Origin of the sequence: Pantoea dispersa, from assembly GCF_035783935.1 — a bacterium.
Lineage (GTDB): Bacteria > Pseudomonadota > Gammaproteobacteria > Enterobacterales > Enterobacteriaceae > Pantoea > Pantoea dispersa_C.
In genome coordinates, this window is the sequence record NZ_JALKOV010000001.1 from 402,765 (window position 1) to 421,221 (window position 18,457).

Consider the following 18,457-nt stretch of genomic DNA (forward strand, 5'->3'; position numbering starts at 1 on the left):
ATTGCAAACATGGGGATGTCAGGGGCGCATGATGAAAATAATTCAAACACAGCTAAAGGATATGCCGTCCTCATTGCTGGCCGAGTTGGGCACCTATCGTTACAGCGTGTTTGCGCGTGGCGAAGGCTGGTCCATTCCGCCGCGGCTTAGTACGCCGGGTCAGGAGTACGATCGTTTCGATCGATCAGATGTTACCTGGCTGATTGCCTGGACCGCACGGCAGGGCATTTGCGGCTGCGCACGTTTGCTGCCGTGGCACGAGCCGGAAGTGCCGGAAGGGATGGTGCTGCCCTTTGATCAGCAAAAAGTCTGGGAAATGTCGCGCTATTCGGCTCGTCTCGACGTGGATGCCGAACTGCCGCTGAATATTTTATGGCACTCGGTGCAGCTGGCGGAGCTGAGCGGCATGGAGTACCTCATCAGTTCAGCCACGCCGATGCTGGAGAAGATGTTTGAGCAGCATCAGGTAGTGTATGAGCCGCTGTCACCTGGGCTGATTCAGTCGGAAGACAACCTGTTTGCCATTCGCATTCCGGTACAGCAGCCGGCGCTGGCGGAGAAGTATCGCGGTACGCGCCGCTTTAGCCCGGAAGAGGTGCTGCCATCACTCGGTGTGTCGGTTAACTGGCAGTCACACAGCTGAAGCCCCGCGCGGGGTGCGCAGGGCAAGCCGCTTACTGACGGTAAGCGGTTTTAATCTGGCGGATGGTGTTGCTGAACACCTCGGCCTGCGGTTTATCCGCCAGCGCGGACTGGACGTAGCGCTCCATATTGATGATCACCTTGCCGGCATCTGCCTGGCCCATGCCCTTCAGAATCAGCGTCACCATCATTTTCAGGCAGGCCACTTCGTCAGCCAGCGCCTGGGTATCGCGCGATGTTACGAAATCTTCATCACTCATCATTTTCTCCTTGGTGGTATTACTCAGTGCGGACACATTCTTCCCGTGCGTAAAAAACAGAGTATATCATATGCTTGATAGAAGAATTTAGTCTGCGCTACCGACCATCACGCCGGGCGTTAATTAATTGCGCCGGGCGCTTTTTTTATCGCGCAAAAATTTTCCGAAAGGCGGTTATTTTTTCGTGCTATGGACAGCAACAAGCGGGAAAGAGATATAAATTATAACTTAATGATATTAGTCACATTTTAACATTTTTATTCCTGCATGATATGGCATCCGCTAAAAAACACCCTCGTCACTGCCGGCTATTTGACGTGGGTCATTGGTTTTGAGATTTATCTGTCGCCGCCGATGTTCTTTCCCCACGAAACCCGGTAAGATAACGCCCCTGAAATATATTTTCCCCCACTAACCTGCGGAGTACGTCCCGTTGATCAGCCTGCTTCTTGTTGATGACCATGAACTGGTGCGCGCCGGTATTCGTCGCATACTGGAAGATATGAAGGGATTAGTGATTGCCGGGGAAGTGGCCTGTGGTGAGGATGCGGTAAAATGGTGCCGTAACCATCCGGTGGATGTGGTGCTGATGGACATGAACATGCCCGGCATCGGCGGACTGGAAGCCACGCGCAAAATCGTGCGCTTTAACCCGGATATCCGCATCATCATGCTGACCATCCACACTGAGAATCCGCTGCCAGCGAAAGTTATGCAGGCCGGTGCAGCAGGCTATCTCAGTAAAGGGGCCGCGCCGCAGGAAGTGGTCAGTGCCATTCGCGCCGTACATGCCGGCCAGCGTTACATCGCTTCTGATATTGCTCAGCAGATGGCGCTGAGCCAGATTGAGCCACAGCGCGCTGAATCGCCATTCAGCTGTTTGTCGGAAAGGGAATTGCAGATTATGCTGATGATTACCCGGGGGCAAAAGGTGACGGAGATTTCCGAGCAGCTTAACCTCAGCCCGAAAACCGTTAACAGCTATCGCTATCGCATGTTCAGCAAACTGAATATCAGTGGTGACGTAGAGTTAACGCATCTGGCCATTCGCCATGGCCTGTTCAATGCGGAGCCGTTAATCAGTAGTGAGTGACGTTTTTAATTCCAGAGCCTTTCTCAGCACCGTAACCAGTCAGCCCGGCGTCTACCGTATGTACGACGCGACTGGCACGGTGATCTATGTTGGTAAAGCCAAAGACCTTAAAAAGCGCCTGAGCAGCTATTTTCGCACTCAGGTGGGCAGCCGTAAGACTGAAGTGCTGGTCAGCAACATCCATAATATTGATGTGACCGTCACCCACACGGAAACCGAAGCGCTGCTTCTGGAGCACAACTACATCAAGCTGTATCAGCCGCGCTACAACGTGCTGCTGCGCGATGATAAATCCTACCCGTACATTTTTCTCAGCGGCGATCCGCATCCGCGACTGGCGATGCACCGCGGTGCCAAACATGCCAAAGGCGAATATTTCGGCCCGTTTCCCAACGGCTATGCGGTGCGTGAAACGCTGGCGCTGCTGCAAAAGGTGTTTCCGATTCGCCAGTGCGAGAATAGCGTCTACCGCAACCGCTCGCGCCCGTGCCTGCAGTATCAGATTGGCCGCTGCCTCGGTCCCTGCGTCGCCGGTCTGGTGAGCGAAGACGAATATGCGCAGCAAACCGACTACGTGCGACTGTTTCTGGCTGGCAAAGACGATCAGGTGATCAATCAGCTGGTGCAACGCATGGAGCAGGCCAGCGTCGGCTTGCGCTTTGAAGAGGCGGCGCGCCTGCGCGATCAGATCCAGGCAGTGCGTCGCATTACGGAAAAACAGTTCGTCTCCAACCAGGGCGACGATCTTGATGTCATGGGCGTGTCTTTCGATGCCGGCATAGCCTGCCTGCACGTGTTGTTCATCCGGCAGGGTAAAGTGCTGGGCAGCCGCAGCTATTTCCCGAAGGTTCCTGCGGACACGGAACTCACTGAGGTGGTGCAGACCTTTGTCGGGCAGTTCTATCTGCAGGGCAGTGAAGCGCGCACTTTACCGGCGGATATCCTGCTGGACTTTAATCTGCCCGAACGTGAACTGCTGGCGGCGTCGCTGAGTGAGCTGGCCGGGCGCAAGGTCAGTATTCAGAGCAAACCGCGCGGCGATCGCGCGCGCTACCTGAAGCTGGCGCGCACCAATGCCGCCACGGCGCTGACCACGCGGCTGGCACAGCATTCGACCATCCAGCAGCGTCTGGCAGCGCTGGCAGCGTTCCTGAAGCTGGAGCAGATTAACCGCATGGAGTGTTTCGACATCAGTCACACCATGGGTGAACAGACCATCGCGTCCTGCGTGGTGTTCAACCGCGACGGCCCGCTGCGCGCGGACTATCGCCGCTACAACATCGAAGGAATTACCCCTGGCGATGACTACGCGGCGATGAATCAGGTGCTGCGCCGTCGTTACGGCAAGGCGCTGGAGCCGGAAAAGATCCCGGATGTGATTCTCATCGACGGCGGTAAAGGGCAGCTGGCGCAGGCGCAGCAGGTATTTGCTGAACTGGACGTGCCGTGGGATAAAAACCGGCCGATTCTGCTCGGTGTGGCGAAAGGCAGCGATCGTAAAGCGGGTCTTGAAACCCTGTTCTTTGCCGCGGAAGGCGAGGGCATTTCGCTGCCGCCGGACTCGCCAGCGCTGCATGTTATCCAGCACATTCGTGATGACGCTCACAATCATGCAATTTCGGGCCACCGGAAAAAACGCGCCAAAGTGAAGAACACCAGCGCGCTGGAGAGCATTGAAGGCGTAGGACCAAAACGCCGTCAGCAGCTGCTGAAGTACATGGGCGGCCTGCAACCGCTGATGAATGCCAGCGTCGATGAAATCGCCAAAGTACCGGGCATCTCCTTCGCGCTGGCGGAAAAAATCTACTACTCGCTGAAACACTAACATTGAAACAGGGTGGGCAATGTAGGAACATACGTTAAACCCTACTCACACCAGACAGTTACTGGCATATGCAATTTAACATTCCGACGTGTCTTACCCTGTTTCGAGTTGTTCTGATCCCATTCTTCGTGCTGGCGTTCTATCTGCCATTTCACTGGGCTCCGCTGGTGACGGCGCTGCTGTTTGTCATTGCGGCGGTCACTGACTGGTTTGATGGCTTCCTCGCGCGTCGCTGGAAGCAAACGACACGTTTCGGTGCTTTCCTCGATCCGGTCGCCGACAAAGTGATGGTGGCGATGGCGCTGGTGCTGGTCGCCGAGTATTTCCACGCCTGGTGGATTACGCTGCCGGCCGCCACCATGATCGCGCGTGAAATCATTATCTCGGCCTTACGTGAGTGGATGGCGGAGATTGGCAAGCGCAGCAGCGTGGCGGTGTCGTGGATTGGCAAAGTGAAGACCACGGCGCAGATGCTGTCACTGGTGGCGCTGCTGTGGCGTCCGGACGCGACCGTCGTAGGCATTGGCGTAGTGGCGTTGTACATCGCAGCGGTGCTGACTTTCTGGTCGATGTTCCAGTATTTAAGCGCGGCACGCGGCGATTTGCTCGATAGCTGATCGATGCGATTTAAAAAGCAGCAAACGGACGCAGTGTGTGGATAATTCTATTGACTCGTTGCGTCAGATAAGTAGAATGCATCGCATCGAACGGCAGCGAGGCTGCAAGAAGCTGAATGAAATCAGCAAGTTCGGTGAAGTATAAGCAAATGCGGGAATAGCTCAGTTGGTAGAGCACGACCTTGCCAAGGTCGGGGTCGCGAGTTCGAGTCTCGTTTCCCGCTCCAGATATTGCAGGACGTCGCAGGCGGCTTGCACCTCAGATTAAAAGGCGCGTTGGCAGAGTGGCCATGCAGCGGATTGCAAATCCGTCCACCTCGGTTCGACTCCGGGACGCGCCTCCAGTTTACACCCTGCCCGGGTGGTGAAATCGGTAGACACAAGGGATTTAAAATCCCTCGGCTTATGGTCGTGCGGGTTCAAGTCCCGCCCCGGGCACCATATTTAATACCGAATAAAATCAAAGCAATAAGTAGCAATGTCGTGACCGCCCAAGGGCGGTTTTTTTGTGCCTGAAAATCTTTCCTGATATCACTTCATAATATCAAACGGTCTTCATCTGCCCGCTAACGGCTTGAACCATCCTGCTTTTTCGACCACCTGCAGCGGTCGGTTTTACATTTATAGGGCCAGTAAACCATGCCAGAGATGACGGTGGAAGTGGTGCATTGTGGCGTCGCTCACCTCATGGCATGCGCGCCCTTATCTGGTGCAGGGAATGGCGGATCCCTTTAAGGCGAAGGGATGTTTCTCTACGAAACTGAGATGTATAAACTCAATCGCAAGCGAAACATAACAGAGTATAAAAAATACACTCTTGAGGTTGTGGTGCGAGAGTCAGACTGGACGATCACCCATTTTAAATATTTCGATTAACCGGCAGGAAAGCACGCATGTTTGATTTTAGAAATGAAGGATTCGTCTTCACCATCTCACCCTTTAAGCGTGTTGTTGATAACGAAACCGATCCGGTTAATCACCTCTGGGACTGGATTAAGTCTTATGTGGAGTTTTCCGTCAGCGGAGTGAAGGTGCAGTTTCAGACTGAGTTTACCGTCGGCGAACTGAAGGAACTGCGCGCAACATTCTCTCTATACTACAAGGCGGTAATGGCACGCCAGGAAATAGAATCTTTTAGTTTTCGCAGTCAGCTCAACCAGCTCAATATGGTTCTGAGTAAGGTCACGGGTGATGATATCGTGATTATTGAATATGTTCTTCGTCCGGAAGACCACGCTGATAGCATTCAGATAAAGGGCGAACTGGCTATCAATGAGAGTTACTTCCCGGATATTCTCAGGCGGCTGGAGGAGATGATCAGCTGGCCGGAATAAGCTCCTGATTTATCCGTCCTCTCTTTGACGTGGGCAATCGCAATCGGGATTTGCCCATTAATAGCGAGGTTAGAGGGGAAGCCTGATGCCTTTACTTCGATTACCAGACGATCCAGCTCGTTAACCATCACTTCCGTTATGCCGAAATTCATTGAGCCGACATCTGGCGGGAAAATAAAAACGGGACATAACGTCTGTCCCGCTAACCTCAATCCTGTGGCTGGCCGACCGGGCCTTCGCCTTCGCTGGCGCCAGGCACTGACTGATTGCTCGGTGCGTGCGGTCGACCGTCACCGCCCACCGCATCGCTGTGTTGCATACAGCCGGCCAGGGTAACCAATGTCAGTGCCGCTAAGGCTGCCTTCATCAAACCACTCATCTTGCTCTCCTCCTGTTACGAACCGCGTAATCGTTAACGCACTGAGAAATAAGCAAAGCCACGAATCCGCCTTTACGCAAGCGAAGCGCGTACAGTTTTCTTCTTTACTCTTAGCGGTCCTGCGCCAGCGTTTCAACACGACGTCGGTATTCTCCCGGTGTGCAGCCAAACTCACGGACAAACGCTTTGTGAAAGGAGGATTCGCTGGCGTAGCCGACGGCCAGAGCGATGTTGATTAACGGGGCTGTTTCGCGCGCCAGTCGCTGAGCGGCCAGCTGCAGACGAAGGGCGGTGAGCACGGCCAGCGGCGTGGTAGCGCTGAGCTGGCGGAACAGCAGCGCGAATGAGGCGCGGGACATAAACACTTGCTGAGCCATGGCTTCTACCGTCCACGGCCTTTCCGGCGCGGCGCACAGTTGGATGATTAAAGGGCCAAGACGTGGATGCAGAGCCAGGGAGAGTAAGCCAGGTTGCGCTGCGTGAGTTGAGAGCCCATGACGCACCGCCAGTGTGAACAGGCTGCCAATCTGCTGGCTGCGAAGTGCGGCATCACCAGCAGCTGGCAGTGCGTCAGCACTCTGGGTGATGAACGGCAGCACCGCAGCCAGCCAGCGACCATCGCTGCTTGTGGGTTCGGGGGCCAGCATTAGCACTTCGGGCAGGGCGGTGAGGAAAGCATGCGCCGACGCGGGCAGTTCCAGCAGGCCGCATACCAGTTGGGTTGGCTGCGTATGGCGCTGATAAATACGATGCGCGGCGTTTTGCGGCAGAAATATGACGCTGCCAGCATTGAGTTCGACACCCGCAGTGACGGGCATATCCAGCATGACCGGGCCGCCTGTGACCGTATGCCAGCGCACTGCGCACAGGTGCCCGGCGCTGTGCGGCAGTTGCCACTCACCGCTCAGCACGCAGTTCTTATCTATGCTGCCCTGCGGGTTATGCAGCAGCAGCAGTTGACTCAATGGATCCATCTGTTTTTCCCTTTTCCCTGAACTGCCCGCTTGATTCAGACGCAAAGACAAAAATACCAGCGTTGCGGCGAAATACGGCGCGGCAGCAAACCGTAAGCTTTGGGTGATGACTATTTTTGACGCTTATGGAGAACATCATGAACCATTATCAGGCAGCAATCATCGGATTTGGTAAAGCAGGTAAAACGCTGGCGGCGGCTCTGGGGCGCGCCGGATGGCGTGTCGCGATCATCGAAAAATCCCGCGAAATGTATGGTGGCACCTGCATTAATGTTGGCTGTATCCCAACGAAAGCACTGGTACACGATGTGCAACATCATGCCAGTTTCAGTGATGCCATGCAGCGCAAAGCGGCAGTAGTAGAATTGTTGCGTGAGAAGAATTATCTCAACCTGGCCGCCATTGCGCAGGTCGATGTCATTGATGGTGAGGCGGAATTTGTGGATGCCCACACGCTGAAAATCACCTCCTCGCAGCAGGTCAGCCAGATTCATGCTGAGCGAATTTTTATCAATAGCGGTGCCGAAGCGGTGTTTCCCGTGCTGAAAGGCTTAGTTGCCGGACCGCGCGTGGTTGACAGCAGCGGTATCCTGAATTTAACGCAACTGCCGCAGCGGCTGGGGATCCTCGGCGGCGGGTATATTGGCGTTGAGTTTGCTTCCATGTTTGCCGGTTTTGGTAGCGAAGTGACGTTGTTTGAAAGTGCACCGCAATTTCTGGCGCGGGAAGATGATGATATCAGTGCGGCGATAGCCAGGATCCTGCAGGAGCAGGGCGTTAGGCTCGAGCTCAATACTGCATTGCAGCGTGTGACCAGCGGTCGCGACAGCGTGACGCTGCATACCGCACAGGGCGATCGTGAAGTCGATGTGCTGCTGGTCGCCACGGGCCGTCGCCCGGCGACGAAGGCACTGAAACTGGAAAACGCGGGGGTGGTGACCGATGCGCGCGGCGCGGTGCGCGTCGATAAACAGCTTAAAACTTCCGTGGATCATATCTGGGCGCTGGGCGATGTTACCGGCGGGCCACAGTTTACCTATATTTCGCTTGATGATTTCCGCATCGTTTACGATCAGTTGCTGGGTAAGGGCACGCGCACCACCGAAGATCGCGTTAACATTCCGTATTCCGTGTTTATGACGCCTGTGTTATCACGGATTGGTTTGACTGAAGCGCAGGCGCGCGCGCAGGGGCGGGATATTCAGGTGGTGACACTGCCGGTCGCCGCGATTCCGCGTGCGCGCGTTGTTGACGACACCCGTGGCATGCTGAAAGCCGTGGTTGATAATGGCAGCCAGCAGATTCTCGGCGTGGCGCTGCTGGCAGCGGACTCGCATGAAGTCATTAACATTGTAAAAACGGTGATGGATGCCGGGCTGCCGTATAGCGTGCTGCGTGACCAGATTTTTACCCACCCAACCATGAGCGAATCGCTCAATGATCTGTTTGCCCTGGTGAAATAATGCCGAACAGGACGCCCGCACCGGGCGTCCCGATTGCAGATTTAGCCGAGATTGCCGCTCAGGCGATCGCGGAAATCGCTGCTGCGGTTATCCAGGCCGGTGAAGGTGACGCTGGCGCCGTGCCGCTGGTAGCGGTACTCAATGGCGTCGAGCGCCGCCACGCTGGAAGCATCCCAGATCTGCGCGTGCGTCAGATCGATGGTGACGTGCTGCGGATCGTGGCCGTAGTCAAAATGCTCAAACAGATCGTTGCTGCTGGCGAAGAACAGCGGGCCGCGCACCGTGTAGTGCACCTGTTCGCCATCGTCACTCAGCTGGCGTTCGGCATGAATCACGTGGGCGATGCGGCGGGCAAATAGCATCATGGCGAGAATCACACCCACCAGCACGCCAAGCGCGAGGTTACCGGTCCACACCGTGACGGCGACGGTCAGCACCATCACCAGCGTCTCCGACCACGGCATGCGTTTCAGCGTGGCCGGCTGCAGGCTGTGCCAGTTCACGGTTTTCACCGCCACCACCATCATAATGCCCGCCAGCACCACCATCGGAATCTGCGCCATGATCTGGCTCAGGCCGGTGACCAGCAGCAGCAGCACCAGCGCTGCGGCCACGGTCGACACGCGAGTGCGCGCCTTGCCCAGCTCGACGTTGACAATGGTCTGACCGATCATCGCGCAGCCAGCGATACCGCCGTAAAAGCCCGCCAGGATATTACCGACGCCCAGTGCCCAGGATTCGCGGCGCTTGCCGGAAGGCGTATCGGTGAGGTCATCGACCAGTTTGGCGGTCAGCAGCGATTCCATCAGGCCAACAAACGCCACTGACAGCGCGGTGGGCCAGACAATCTGCAGCGTCTGCAGATTAAGCGGCACCAGCAGGGTATTAAAATCCGGCAGACCGGCGCTCATCGGCCCTTCATCGCTGACATTGGGTACGCGATAGCCGAGCAGCAGCGCGACAGCGGTGACCACGACGATGGCCACCAGCGGTGAAGGCACGCTCTTCAGCACTTTCGGCAGCAGCAGCACGATGGCCAGCGTGACGGCGAACAGCAGCCACACCAGGCCGGACTGGCCCCAGACGTGCGGCACCTGCGCGAAGAAAATTAAAATACCCAGCGCGTTAACGAAGCCGATCATCACGGAACGCGGAATATAGCGCATCATGCGCGACAGCCCGGCCAGGCCGAAAATGATCTGAATAATGCCGCCGAGGATCACTGCCGGCAGGATGTACTCCACGCCGTGCGCGTGCACCATCGGGCCGATCACCAGCGCCACCGAACCGGCCGCCGCAGTCACCATCGCCGGTCGGCCACCGAGAATCGACAACGTCAGACACAGCACCACGGAAGCGACCAGGCTGACTTTAGGGTCGACGCCGGCAATGACCGAAAACGAAATCACTTCCGGTATCAGCGCGAGGGCGGTAATCACACCGGCCAGGCACTCGCGGGTCAGAAGAGTGGGCGAACGCAGCACGCGTGCGACCGTGATGTCGCTCGCTTCAGCGGCGGCGCGATCGGGAATTTGACTCATTAATTTGCAGGCTCTTTTATTTAGTCGCGCATGCCGTCACGGCACGGCAATATTCAGGATAAAATTTAACGCGGGCGATGTTACCGGGGGATGACGCGAGGCGCCAGTAAAACGGGGCGATAAGGTTGATTCCCTCCCTGGAATCCGGTGCGGCTACACCGAAAAATCATCCGGGGTCTGATGAACCACCAGTTCCAGCAGGTGACGATAGACATCGAGCTGAACGACATCCGCTTCCTGCTCCAGGCGAGCGATCAGCGCGGCGATAATGCTCTTATTACTCACCGGCATACCGCTGTGCAGGATTTCCGCAATCAGATGGCCTAACACTTCCATCTCATTGGTTTCACTGTTACCCGCCTGTTTAAAGTAGTCAGCGATGGCGTCGCTGCTGTTGACGGCATTTTGCATGTGTAAGCCCTTAAGATTGGCTGATGGCGCAGCGGCCAGCAGAACCATGATGAAAATATTTCCGCGCGGACAGGCGCGAAAATCCTGACTCATCATCCCACTCAAAAAGACACCTCTGAAGGTGGAAATCCATAACACTTTCAGAGGCGACGCAACTGCATCATTCGTTACTGAATCGTTAACCGATTCATGGCGGCTAAAGTTATACAACTGACCTTAACCTGTACAGCTGGCGGCTTGTGCAATTCGTGCTTCAGCGCGTAATTCATTGGAAAATAAGGAAAAGTCAGCACTAAAAAGTTATACATTTATTCTGTACAGTGCGTCAGTCTGCGCCTTTTTATTCCTTAAGTGAAACTGGCAATGCAGGCGCGGTACGACTAAATTTGCTGATGTAAGCAAACTTTTCAATCACGCGCAGCTTAGCTTATAATAACCCTCCCGTTTAGTTAGAAGTCTAACCATTAGGCCGCTACGCTTTGACTGATCATCCGCAACCCTTCTCGCGTCTGCTTCACCTTACCGCCCATGCGTGGCGGCTGGCGGTCGATCGCCGGTTAAAAGAGAGCGGGCTGAGTATGAGCAGCTGGCTGGCGATCGCCAGCGTGGCAACCGCGGCTGAGCCGCCGACGCAAAAGGCGCTGGCGCAGCTATTGGGGCTGGAGGAAGCCAGCGTGGTGCCGCTGGTCGATCGGCTGGTGAAACAGCAGCTGCTGGCGCGGGTGCAGCCAAAGGAAGATCGTCGCAAGCGCCTGCTGGTGCTGACCGAGCAGGGCGGCGTGGCGTTTGGTGCGGTAAAAACCCAGGCGGATGCGCTGCGCGCCCAGCTGCTGGCGGATATCGATCCTGCCGAGCTGGCGGTCACTGAAAAAGTGCTGCAGCAGTTGCTCGAACGCTTAGGGAACGTCTAGCCGTGGCGAAACGCAACCCTTATGCTCCACGCGAATGGCTGCCGCACGAAAAGCCGATGCTGCCGGGATCGCCATCGACGCCGCTGCATGCACCGTCGAAACGCATTGCGTTTGGCCTGATCGGCCTGCTGATTTCGATTACCGGTGCGCTGAGCAACGCGCTGGTGACCGCCAACCTCACCAACCTGCAGGGCACCTTCGCCGCGTACAGTAACGAAATCGCCTGGCTGCCGGCGGTGTACGTGATGGGCAACATCTCCATTAACCTGCTGCTGGTGAAGTTTCGCCAGCAGTTTGGCCTGCGACTGTTTACCGAAGCCTTTCTGGTGCTGTACGTCATCGTGGCGTTTTTTCACATTCTCGCCAACGATCTCAGCTCGGCGATCATCGTCCGTACCGCGCACGGCATGGTGGGCGCGGCGCTTAGCTCGCTGGGCATCTATTACCAGATACAGGCATGGCCGGCGAAGCACCGTCTCAAAGCGCTGGTGATCGGCATCACCGCTTCACAGCTGGCGATTCCGCTGGCGCGGCTGTTCTCCACCGAGTTGCTGCAGCTGGAGGAGTGGCGCGGGCTGTACCTGTTTGAGCTGGGCCTGGCAATGATTGCCCTCGGCTGCGTGCTGGTGGTTAAACTGCCGCCGGGCGACCGTATCAAAGCCTTCGAAAAGCTCGATTTTGTCACCTTTATGCTGCTGGCTCCCGGCATGGCGCTGCTGTGCGGCGTGCTGTCACTCGGGCGCATTGAGTGGTGGTTCAGCACGCCGTGGCTCGGCGTCTGTCTGGCGCTGGCACTGGTGCTGATTGTCGCGGCGGTAGTGCTGGAGCATAACCGCGCTAATCCGTTGATCAACACCCGCTGGCTGAGCAATGGCATGATCTTTCGGCTCGGGATTGTGATGATCATGATGCGTATCGTGCTGGCCGAGCAGAATACCGGCGCGGTGGGTTTTCTGCAGCAGCTCGGCTTGCTCAACGATCAGCTGCGCGGGCTGGCGCTGGCGATTATCGCGGGCGTGATCTGCGGCATGATTGCCAGCGCACTGACCATCAAACCCAACCACCTGAGCTGGCCAATCGTAGTGTCGCTGGCGGTGATGATTGTCGCCTCGCTGATGGACGCGCAATCCAGCCCGCTGACGCGCGCCAGCAATCTCTACTTCAGCCAGTTCCTGCTGGGTTTCAGCAGCGCCTTTTTCCTCGCACCGGCGATGCTGCTTGGCATCGGTGGCGTGGTGACCCAGCCGAAAAACCTGGTGAGCTTTGTGGTGCTGTTTGGCATGAGTCAGAACCTCGGCGGACTGATTGGCTCCGCCATTCTCGGCACGTTTCAGACGTGGCGTGAAAAATATCACTCCAGCCTGCTGGGCGATCAGCTGTCGTTGCTTGATCCTAATGTGGTGGATCGCCTCAGCCAGTACAGTGCGCTGTTTCGCAGCCAGCTGGCGGACAGCAGCTTGCTCAGCGCGCAGGGCAGCAGCCAGCTGCAAACCGTGGCCACGCTGCAGGCCAACGTGCTGGCCTATAACGACACCTATTTACTGACCGCCGCGCTGGCGATGATCACACTGATGTGGGTGCTGTGGCGCCTGACGCGGCTGCGCTATCTCAACTGGCGTCAGGCGCGACATAATCTGACTGAGCAGCAACAGCAGGCGGCGCCTGCCAACCGAACGGAGACCCCATGAGCCAACAGGACGATTTACAGGCTGCGGAGCGCGAGCGCACCAACCGCCGACGCATTCTCTCTATCGCCGCCGGAAGCGGTATCGCTATCGTGGGCGTGCTGGTGATTTTATATGCCTGGCAGTTGTGGCCCTTCACCAGCACCATCCAGTCGACGGAAAACGCCTACGTGCGCGGCCAGGTGACCTTCATCAGCCCGCAGGTGAGCGGCTACCTGACGAACGTTGAGGTGGTGGATTTACAGCCGGTGCGCAAAGGACAGCTGCTGATGACCATTGACGATCGTATCTATCGCCAGCGTGTGCATCAGGCGCAGGCGCAGCTGGCGATGAAAATCGCCGCGCAGAATAACAACCAGCAGCAGCAGAAGAGCGCGGAGGCCACCATCGCCAGTAATCAGGCGGCGCTGGAGAATGCCAAAGCGCAGGCGCTGAAAAGCAGCCTTGACTTAAAGCGGGTGGAAAACCTGGCGGCCGATGGCTCGCTGTCGGTGCGCGAGCGTGATGCCGCGCGCGCGGCCAATGCGCAGGCTCAGGCCCAGCTGCGTCAGGCGGCGGCGCAGGTGGCGGTCTCACAGCAGAATCTGCAAACCACCATTGTTAATCGCGCGGCGCTGGCTGGCGATGTGGCCAGCGCGCAGGCGGCACTGGAGCTGGCCAATATCGATCTGGACAACACGCGCATTATCGCGCCGGACAGCGGCCAGCTCGGTCAGCTGTCGGTGCGCAAAGGCACCTACGTTACCGCCGGCACGCGCCTGACTTCGGTAGTGCCGGATAATAAATGGGTGATTGCCAACCTGAAGGAAACCCAATTGGCGCACGTGCGTCCGGGTTTACCGGTGTCGATACGCGTCGATGCGCTGGACGGCAAGCGCTTTGACGGTCGCGTGGAGTTTATCTCGCCCGCCGCCGGTTCCGAGTTCAGCGCCATCTCGCCGGACAACGCCACCGGTAACTTCGTGAAAATCGCCCAGCGCATTCCGGTGCGTATCAAAATTCTTGGCGACGATTTGCAGCAGCTGCGGCCCGGCATGTCGGTGGAGGTCAACATCGATACCGCCGCCGAACCCCACCGGGAGACACCATGATGCGGCCGTTACGCGTGGCGCTCCTCGCGCTGCTGCTCACCGGCTGCGCCCGCGAAGTGGAGCGCGCGCCGTCGTCACTGCCGATTCCGGCCAGCTGGCGTCAGCAGGTCGGGCCCGCCGCCGCGCCGGAAGCGCAGTGGTGGCGCAGCTTTGGCGATGATCGCCTCAACTGGCTGGTGAACCAGGCGCTGCAGCACAACAGCGATATCCTGATTGCCCGGTCGCGTGTCGATCAGTATCGCGCCGAGCTGCGAGCGGCGCAGGGCGATAATTTCCCGACGCTGTCGGCGGGCGTGGCGGCAACCCATCAGCGTGCGCTGTCGGCGGCAACCGGCCAGCCGTACGAAAGTGCAGTATTCCAGGGACTGCTGCAGGCCAATTATGAGGTCGATTTATGGGGCAGCCGCAGCAACAGCATTCGCGCGGCAGAAGCCACGCTGGCGGCGCAGCGTGCGGCGGCCTCGGCCGCTGAATTGACGGTGGCCAGTTCGGTCGCGTCCGGTTACCTCAGCCTGTGCGCGCTCGACGAGCAGCTGCGCGTCACCGAGGCCACGCTGGCAACGCGGCAGAACTCCCTGAATCTGGCGCAGCGCCAGTTCGAAACCGGTTATACCTCGCGGCTGGAATGGATGCAGGCGGCGTCGGAGTATCAGACGGCGAAAGCGCAGATTCCGCAGCTGCAGCATCAGATCGCCCAGCAGGAGAACGCGCTCAGCATTCTGGTTGGCATGAATCCGCGCCAGATCGCGCGCAGCAGCCAGTTCGATCAGCTGCGACCGCATGCGCTGCCGGCACTGCTGCCGTCGCAGTTGCTTAACCGCCGGCCCGATATCGTGCAGGCGCAGCGCCTGCTGCTGGCGAGCGATGCCTCGCTGGCGGCGGCGCAGGCTCAGCTGCTGCCGTCGCTCAACCTGACGGCGTCCGGCACGCTGCAGAGCAGCCAGCTACACGATCTGCTGGATAATCCGTTCCGCCTGTGGAGCATCGGCGGCAGCGTGCTGGCACCGCTGCTTAACCGCGAAGCGCTGACCGCGCAGGTCGATGTGGCGATGGCGTCGCGTAACCAGGCGCTGTACGGCTATGAAAGGGTGGTGCGCAACGCCTTTTCTGACGTCGATAATGCGCTGGATGCCATCGAACGCAGCCAGCAGCAGCTGACGGAACTGCAGGCGCAGGAACGTTACGTCGCGGAAGCGTGGCGGATTGCGCGCAACCGTTATCAGAATGGTTACGCGTCCTACCTTGATGAGCTCGATGCGCAGCGTACGCTGTTCAGCACCCAGCTGAATATTGTGGCGGTGAAAAACACCCTGCTACTGGCACAAATCGATCTCTATCGCGCGCTTGGCGGCGGCTGGCAGGGATAATCATGCCGCAGCGGCAGGCTGCGGCCAAAAATGACGTCTAAAGCCGGTTGTAAACCGTTTCACAACAGGACCGCTCTGATCTTAAGTGATTCATGCTTTTTTTTACTTGTCTTTACAATTAGTGGTATTATCCGCGGCGCTTTACACAGTCTGAACGGAACTATGCAGGGGTTATTGCCTGCACGGCCACGCGGTTGCGCGGCCTGCCATGACAGGGGAAGAAAAGGAAATGATGAATAAAAAAGCCACGCTGGCACTGCTGGTAACCGCAGTATTAATCACCGGCTGCGCACCGCGCACGGCACCGATCCAGAACGTCAGCCAGACCGTCGGCCAGAGCTACAGCGATCAGCAGATGCAGCGCGCTATCGTCGAAGCCGGTGCCGCCAATCACTGGGTGATTTCACCGGCGGGCCCGGGCGTGATGAATGGCCTGCTGGCGGAACGCGGCCACACGGCCAATATCCGTATTACCTATACCGCGAACAGCTACCGCATTGATTATGTCAGCAGTACCAATCTGAAAGCGGGCAGCGGTCAGATTCACCGTAACTACAACCGCTGGATTCAGAACCTGAACCAGGGCATTCAGACGCGTCTGGCTGTGCAGGCGGTAAAATAACTCATCACGCGTCCCGCTAACAGTTAGTCGTAAAGTTAGCCGGCACGCTGCCGAAATAGAAACAGGCGGGCCCGATGTCCGCCTGAGAACTCGGCGACATCCGCGTGAGACGGATGACTGGAATAGAGAGCAGGGAAGGGATGCCGCGCAGCGAAAATCTGACCATCCCTGAGGCTGAAGAAAGAATGCAGGTATGAAACTCGCTTACTCCCTTGTTGACTGGCATGCCATCGCGCCGGGCCACAGCAGTGCCGACGACTGGCAGCGCTGGGCGCAACACGCGCCGATGCTGGATGCCAGCCAGGCTATCGCCAAACCCCAGTTTTTACCGATGATGACCGCGCGTCGTCTCAGTCCCGGCAGCCGCGCCGCCGTTGAGTGCGGCCTGGCGCTGCTGGCACGGCAGTCGGTTGACGCCGTGGTATTTACCAGCCGTCACGGCGAACTGGAGCGTAATCTGCGTATTCTGCGTGCGCTCGCTGACGGGCTGCCGCTGTCACCGACCGACTTCGCGATGTCGGTGCACAACTCGGCAGTGGGCAGTCTGACCATCGCCGCGCGCCAGCCGTTGGTGTCATCGTCGATTTCTGCCGGCGTCGACAGCTTCCAGCAGGGCCTGCTCGAGGTGGCTACGCTGCATCAGGCCGGCTATACGCAGGTGCTGCTGGTGGATTTTGACGGGCAGGTGCCCGACTACTATCGCCCGTGGCTGCCGGAAATCGATACCTTTAACGCGCCTTACGCGGTCGCGCTGCTGCTGCGCGCCGGCGATGAGTGGCGCTGCAGCGCGACCGCTGCTCAGCCGCAGCCTGATGCGCTGCCGCAGAGCCTGCAGTTTCTGCATGCGATGCTCAACCACGCCGCGGATTTTACCCTCGCCGGCGAGCGCCATCAGTGGCGCTGGGAGCATGCTCATGGCGGATAACGCCCGCACCATGCGCCAGCGGCGCCGCGGTAACTATTACTGGCGGCTGGTGATGACCGCGCTCTGTTTCAGCCTGTTTAGCCTTGGCGGCCTGTTGCTGTCGCTGATCTGGTTTAACCTGCTGCTGCTGATTCAGCGCGATGGCCTGCGCCGGCGGCAGATCGCGCGCCGCAGCATTGCGTGGAGCTTTCGCTGTTTTCTGCGCTTCTGCCGCTTTGTTGGCGTGTATGACTATCAGGTATTCGGCGCTGAAGCGCTGCGCCAGGATCGCGGCTGCCTGATCGTCGCCAATCATCCGTCACTGATCGATTACGTGATGATCGCGTCGCTGCTGCCGGAGATGGATTGCCTGGTTAAGGCCGACCTGCAGCACAACATTTTCTTCCGCGGCGTGATTAAATCAGCCGATTACCTGATCAACAGCGAAGCGGAAACGCTGCTGCCGGACAGCCAGCAGCGGCTGGCACGCGGCGATACCATTCTGATTTTCCCGGAAGGGACGCGTACCCGCTATGGCCAGCCGCTGCAACTGCAGCGCGGCGCGGCAAATATTGCGGTGCGCGCCGGATGCGATCTGCGCGTGATTCATATCACCTGTACCCAGCGTATGCTCGATAAGCAAAGCCGCTGGTATCAGATTCCGCTGGTTAAACCGGTTTTTACGGTACGCGTACAATCGCGTATTGCCAGCCACGCCTTTCACGAAGCAGAAGAGGATGCGCAGCCGCTGGCCGCGCGCCGTCTGACGCGATATCTGCAACAGGCGCTGGTGCCTGAAGAGACAAAGTAAGTTATGCAAGCACTGATTGACGACATTAAAACCATGATTATCGACACGCTGAATCTGGAAGATATCAGCCCGGATGATATCGATAGCGAGGCACCGCTGTTTGGCGACGGGCTGGGGCTCGACTCGATCGATGCGCTGGAGCTGGGACTGGCGGTGAAAAACCGCTTCGGCGTACAGCTCTCCGCCGAGAGCGAAACGCTGCGGGGGCACTTTTTTTCCGTGGCCACGCTGGCCGCCTTTGTTGAACAACAGCAAGCCTGAGAACCGTCGACATGAACAAACACGATATTTACCAGGAAGTGGCGACGCTGCTGAATACCCTGTTCGAAATTGATCCGGACGAGATTCACCCTGAGGCCCGCCTGTACGAAGATCTCGAACTCGACAGTATTGATGCGGTGGACATGGTGGTGCATCTGCAAAAACGCACCGGCCGCAAGATCAAACCGGAAGCCTTCCGCGCTGTGCGCACCGTACAGGACGTGGTTGACGCCGTCGACCAGCTGATGCGCGATCCGGCCTGACTG

20 protein-coding genes and 3 tRNA genes are annotated in these 18,457 nt (G+C 57.9%); 18 read left to right on the forward strand and 5 right to left on the reverse strand.

Annotated elements, in window-relative coordinates; all coding sequences use genetic code 11:
• Positions 1-31: 31 nt before the first annotated feature.
• Positions 32-643 carry an acyl-homoserine-lactone synthase gene (locus tag MXF20_RS01940; RefSeq protein ID WP_325967931.1) on the forward strand — a complete coding sequence of 204 codons (612 nt, stop codon included), beginning with the start codon at positions 32-34 and terminating at the stop codon, positions 641-643.
• A 31-nt stretch (positions 644-674) separates the two neighbouring features.
• Here MXF20_RS01940 and MXF20_RS01945 read toward each other — a convergent pair whose 3' ends face one another.
• A complete protein-coding gene (locus MXF20_RS01945) occupies positions 675-902 on the reverse strand; it encodes a DUF2594 family protein (protein ID WP_010616664.1) in 228 nt (75 codons plus the stop codon).
• 433 nt (positions 903-1,335) lie between these two features.
• On the opposite strand from MXF20_RS01945, the gene uvrY reads away from it, so the two are divergent.
• The 7 genes from uvrY (at position 1,336) to MXF20_RS01980 (ending at position 5,771) form a co-directional block, all read left to right on the forward strand.
• On the forward strand, positions 1,336-1,995 hold the full coding sequence (gene uvrY, locus MXF20_RS01950; protein WP_325967356.1) for a UvrY/SirA/GacA family response regulator transcription factor: 660 nt from the start codon (positions 1,336-1,338) through the stop codon (positions 1,993-1,995).
• On the forward strand, positions 1,988-3,820 hold the full coding sequence (uvrC, locus tag MXF20_RS01955) for an excinuclease ABC subunit UvrC (protein ID WP_325967357.1): 1,833 nt from the start codon (positions 1,988-1,990) through the stop codon (positions 3,818-3,820). Before uvrY ends, uvrC begins: the two co-directional genes overlap by 8 nt.
• A gap of 68 nt (positions 3,821-3,888) precedes the next feature.
• Positions 3,889-4,437, forward strand: a complete 549-nt coding sequence (pgsA, locus tag MXF20_RS01960) for a CDP-diacylglycerol--glycerol-3-phosphate 3-phosphatidyltransferase (protein ID WP_325967358.1) — start codon at positions 3,889-3,891, stop codon at positions 4,435-4,437.
• Between the two features lie 151 nt (positions 4,438-4,588).
• Positions 4,589-4,664: transfer RNA gene (locus tag MXF20_RS01965), tRNA-Gly, on the forward strand.
• A gap of 43 nt (positions 4,665-4,707) precedes the next feature.
• Positions 4,708-4,781, forward strand: a tRNA-Cys gene (locus tag MXF20_RS01970).
• Positions 4,782-4,792: 11 nt separating this feature from the next.
• A tRNA-Leu gene (locus tag MXF20_RS01975) sits at positions 4,793-4,878 on the forward strand.
• A 452-nt stretch (positions 4,879-5,330) separates the two neighbouring features.
• Positions 5,331-5,771 carry a hypothetical protein gene (locus MXF20_RS01980; protein ID WP_325967361.1) on the forward strand — a complete coding sequence of 147 codons (441 nt, stop codon included), beginning with the start codon at positions 5,331-5,333 and terminating at the stop codon, positions 5,769-5,771.
• Positions 5,772-5,979: 208 nt separating this feature from the next.
• On the opposite strand, the gene MXF20_RS01985 is transcribed toward MXF20_RS01980, so the two are convergent.
• Both MXF20_RS01985 and MXF20_RS01990 read right to left on the reverse strand, forming a co-directional pair.
• On the reverse strand, positions 5,980-6,150 hold the full coding sequence (locus MXF20_RS01985; RefSeq protein WP_325967364.1) for a hypothetical protein: 171 nt from the start codon (positions 6,148-6,150) through the stop codon (positions 5,980-5,982).
• Between the two features lie 110 nt (positions 6,151-6,260).
• Positions 6,261-7,124 (reverse strand): helix-turn-helix domain-containing protein, encoded by an 864-nt coding sequence (locus tag MXF20_RS01990; RefSeq protein ID WP_325967365.1) that lies wholly within the window; start codon positions 7,122-7,124, stop codon positions 6,261-6,263.
• A 137-nt stretch (positions 7,125-7,261) separates the two neighbouring features.
• Between MXF20_RS01990 and rclA the strand changes: the two genes are divergently transcribed.
• Positions 7,262-8,587, forward strand: a complete 1,326-nt coding sequence (gene rclA, locus MXF20_RS01995; RefSeq protein ID WP_325967366.1) for a reactive chlorine resistance oxidoreductase RclA — start codon at positions 7,262-7,264, stop codon at positions 8,585-8,587.
• Between the two features lie 41 nt (positions 8,588-8,628).
• Here rclA and MXF20_RS02000 read toward each other — a convergent pair whose 3' ends face one another.
• Both MXF20_RS02000 and MXF20_RS02005 read right to left on the reverse strand, forming a co-directional pair.
• Positions 8,629-10,128 (reverse strand): SulP family inorganic anion transporter, encoded by a 1,500-nt coding sequence (locus MXF20_RS02000; RefSeq protein WP_325967368.1) that lies wholly within the window; start codon positions 10,126-10,128, stop codon positions 8,629-8,631.
• Between the two features lie 153 nt (positions 10,129-10,281).
• Complete coding sequence (locus MXF20_RS02005) at positions 10,282-10,539, reverse strand: biofilm/acid-resistance regulator YmgB/AriR (protein ID WP_325967371.1); 258 nt, start codon at positions 10,537-10,539, stop codon at positions 10,282-10,284.
• A gap of 479 nt (positions 10,540-11,018) precedes the next feature.
• Between MXF20_RS02005 and MXF20_RS02010 the strand changes: the two genes are divergently transcribed.
• The 9 genes from MXF20_RS02010 to MXF20_RS02050 all read left to right on the forward strand — a co-directional run bounded on the left by MXF20_RS02010 (position 11,019) and on the right by MXF20_RS02050 (position 18,454).
• Positions 11,019-11,450 (forward strand): MarR family winged helix-turn-helix transcriptional regulator, encoded by a 432-nt coding sequence (locus MXF20_RS02010; RefSeq protein WP_325967372.1) that lies wholly within the window; start codon positions 11,019-11,021, stop codon positions 11,448-11,450.
• A 2-nt stretch (positions 11,451-11,452) separates the two neighbouring features.
• Positions 11,453-13,138 (forward strand): MFS transporter, encoded by a 1,686-nt coding sequence (locus MXF20_RS02015; protein WP_325967373.1) that lies wholly within the window; start codon positions 11,453-11,455, stop codon positions 13,136-13,138.
• The gene (locus MXF20_RS02020; protein ID WP_325967375.1) at positions 13,135-14,226 is read left to right on the forward strand and encodes an HlyD family secretion protein; all 1,092 of its coding nucleotides are present in this window, start codon (positions 13,135-13,137) and stop codon (positions 14,224-14,226) included. The genes MXF20_RS02015 and MXF20_RS02020 overlap by 4 nt, the downstream gene beginning before the upstream one ends.
• A complete protein-coding gene (locus MXF20_RS02025; protein ID WP_418936825.1) occupies positions 14,223-15,593 on the forward strand; it encodes an efflux transporter outer membrane subunit in 1,371 nt (456 codons plus the stop codon). Before MXF20_RS02020 ends, MXF20_RS02025 begins: the two co-directional genes overlap by 4 nt.
• Positions 15,594-15,825: 232 nt before the next feature.
• Positions 15,826-16,215, forward strand: a complete 390-nt coding sequence (locus MXF20_RS02030; protein ID WP_418936827.1) for a hypothetical protein — start codon at positions 15,826-15,828, stop codon at positions 16,213-16,215.
• 193 nt (positions 16,216-16,408) lie between these two features.
• On the forward strand, positions 16,409-17,140 hold the full coding sequence (locus tag MXF20_RS02035; protein WP_325967378.1) for a beta-ketoacyl synthase chain length factor: 732 nt from the start codon (positions 16,409-16,411) through the stop codon (positions 17,138-17,140).
• Positions 17,130-17,930, forward strand: a complete 801-nt coding sequence (locus MXF20_RS02040) for a lysophospholipid acyltransferase family protein (RefSeq protein ID WP_325967380.1) — start codon at positions 17,130-17,132, stop codon at positions 17,928-17,930. Before MXF20_RS02035 ends, MXF20_RS02040 begins: the two co-directional genes overlap by 11 nt.
• A gap of 3 nt (positions 17,931-17,933) precedes the next feature.
• A complete protein-coding gene (locus tag MXF20_RS02045) occupies positions 17,934-18,191 on the forward strand; it encodes a phosphopantetheine-binding protein (protein WP_325967382.1) in 258 nt (85 codons plus the stop codon).
• Positions 18,192-18,202: 11 nt separating this feature from the next.
• Positions 18,203-18,454 carry an acyl carrier protein gene (locus tag MXF20_RS02050; protein WP_325967385.1) on the forward strand — a complete coding sequence of 84 codons (252 nt, stop codon included), beginning with the start codon at positions 18,203-18,205 and terminating at the stop codon, positions 18,452-18,454.
• Positions 18,455-18,457 lie beyond the last annotated feature (3 nt).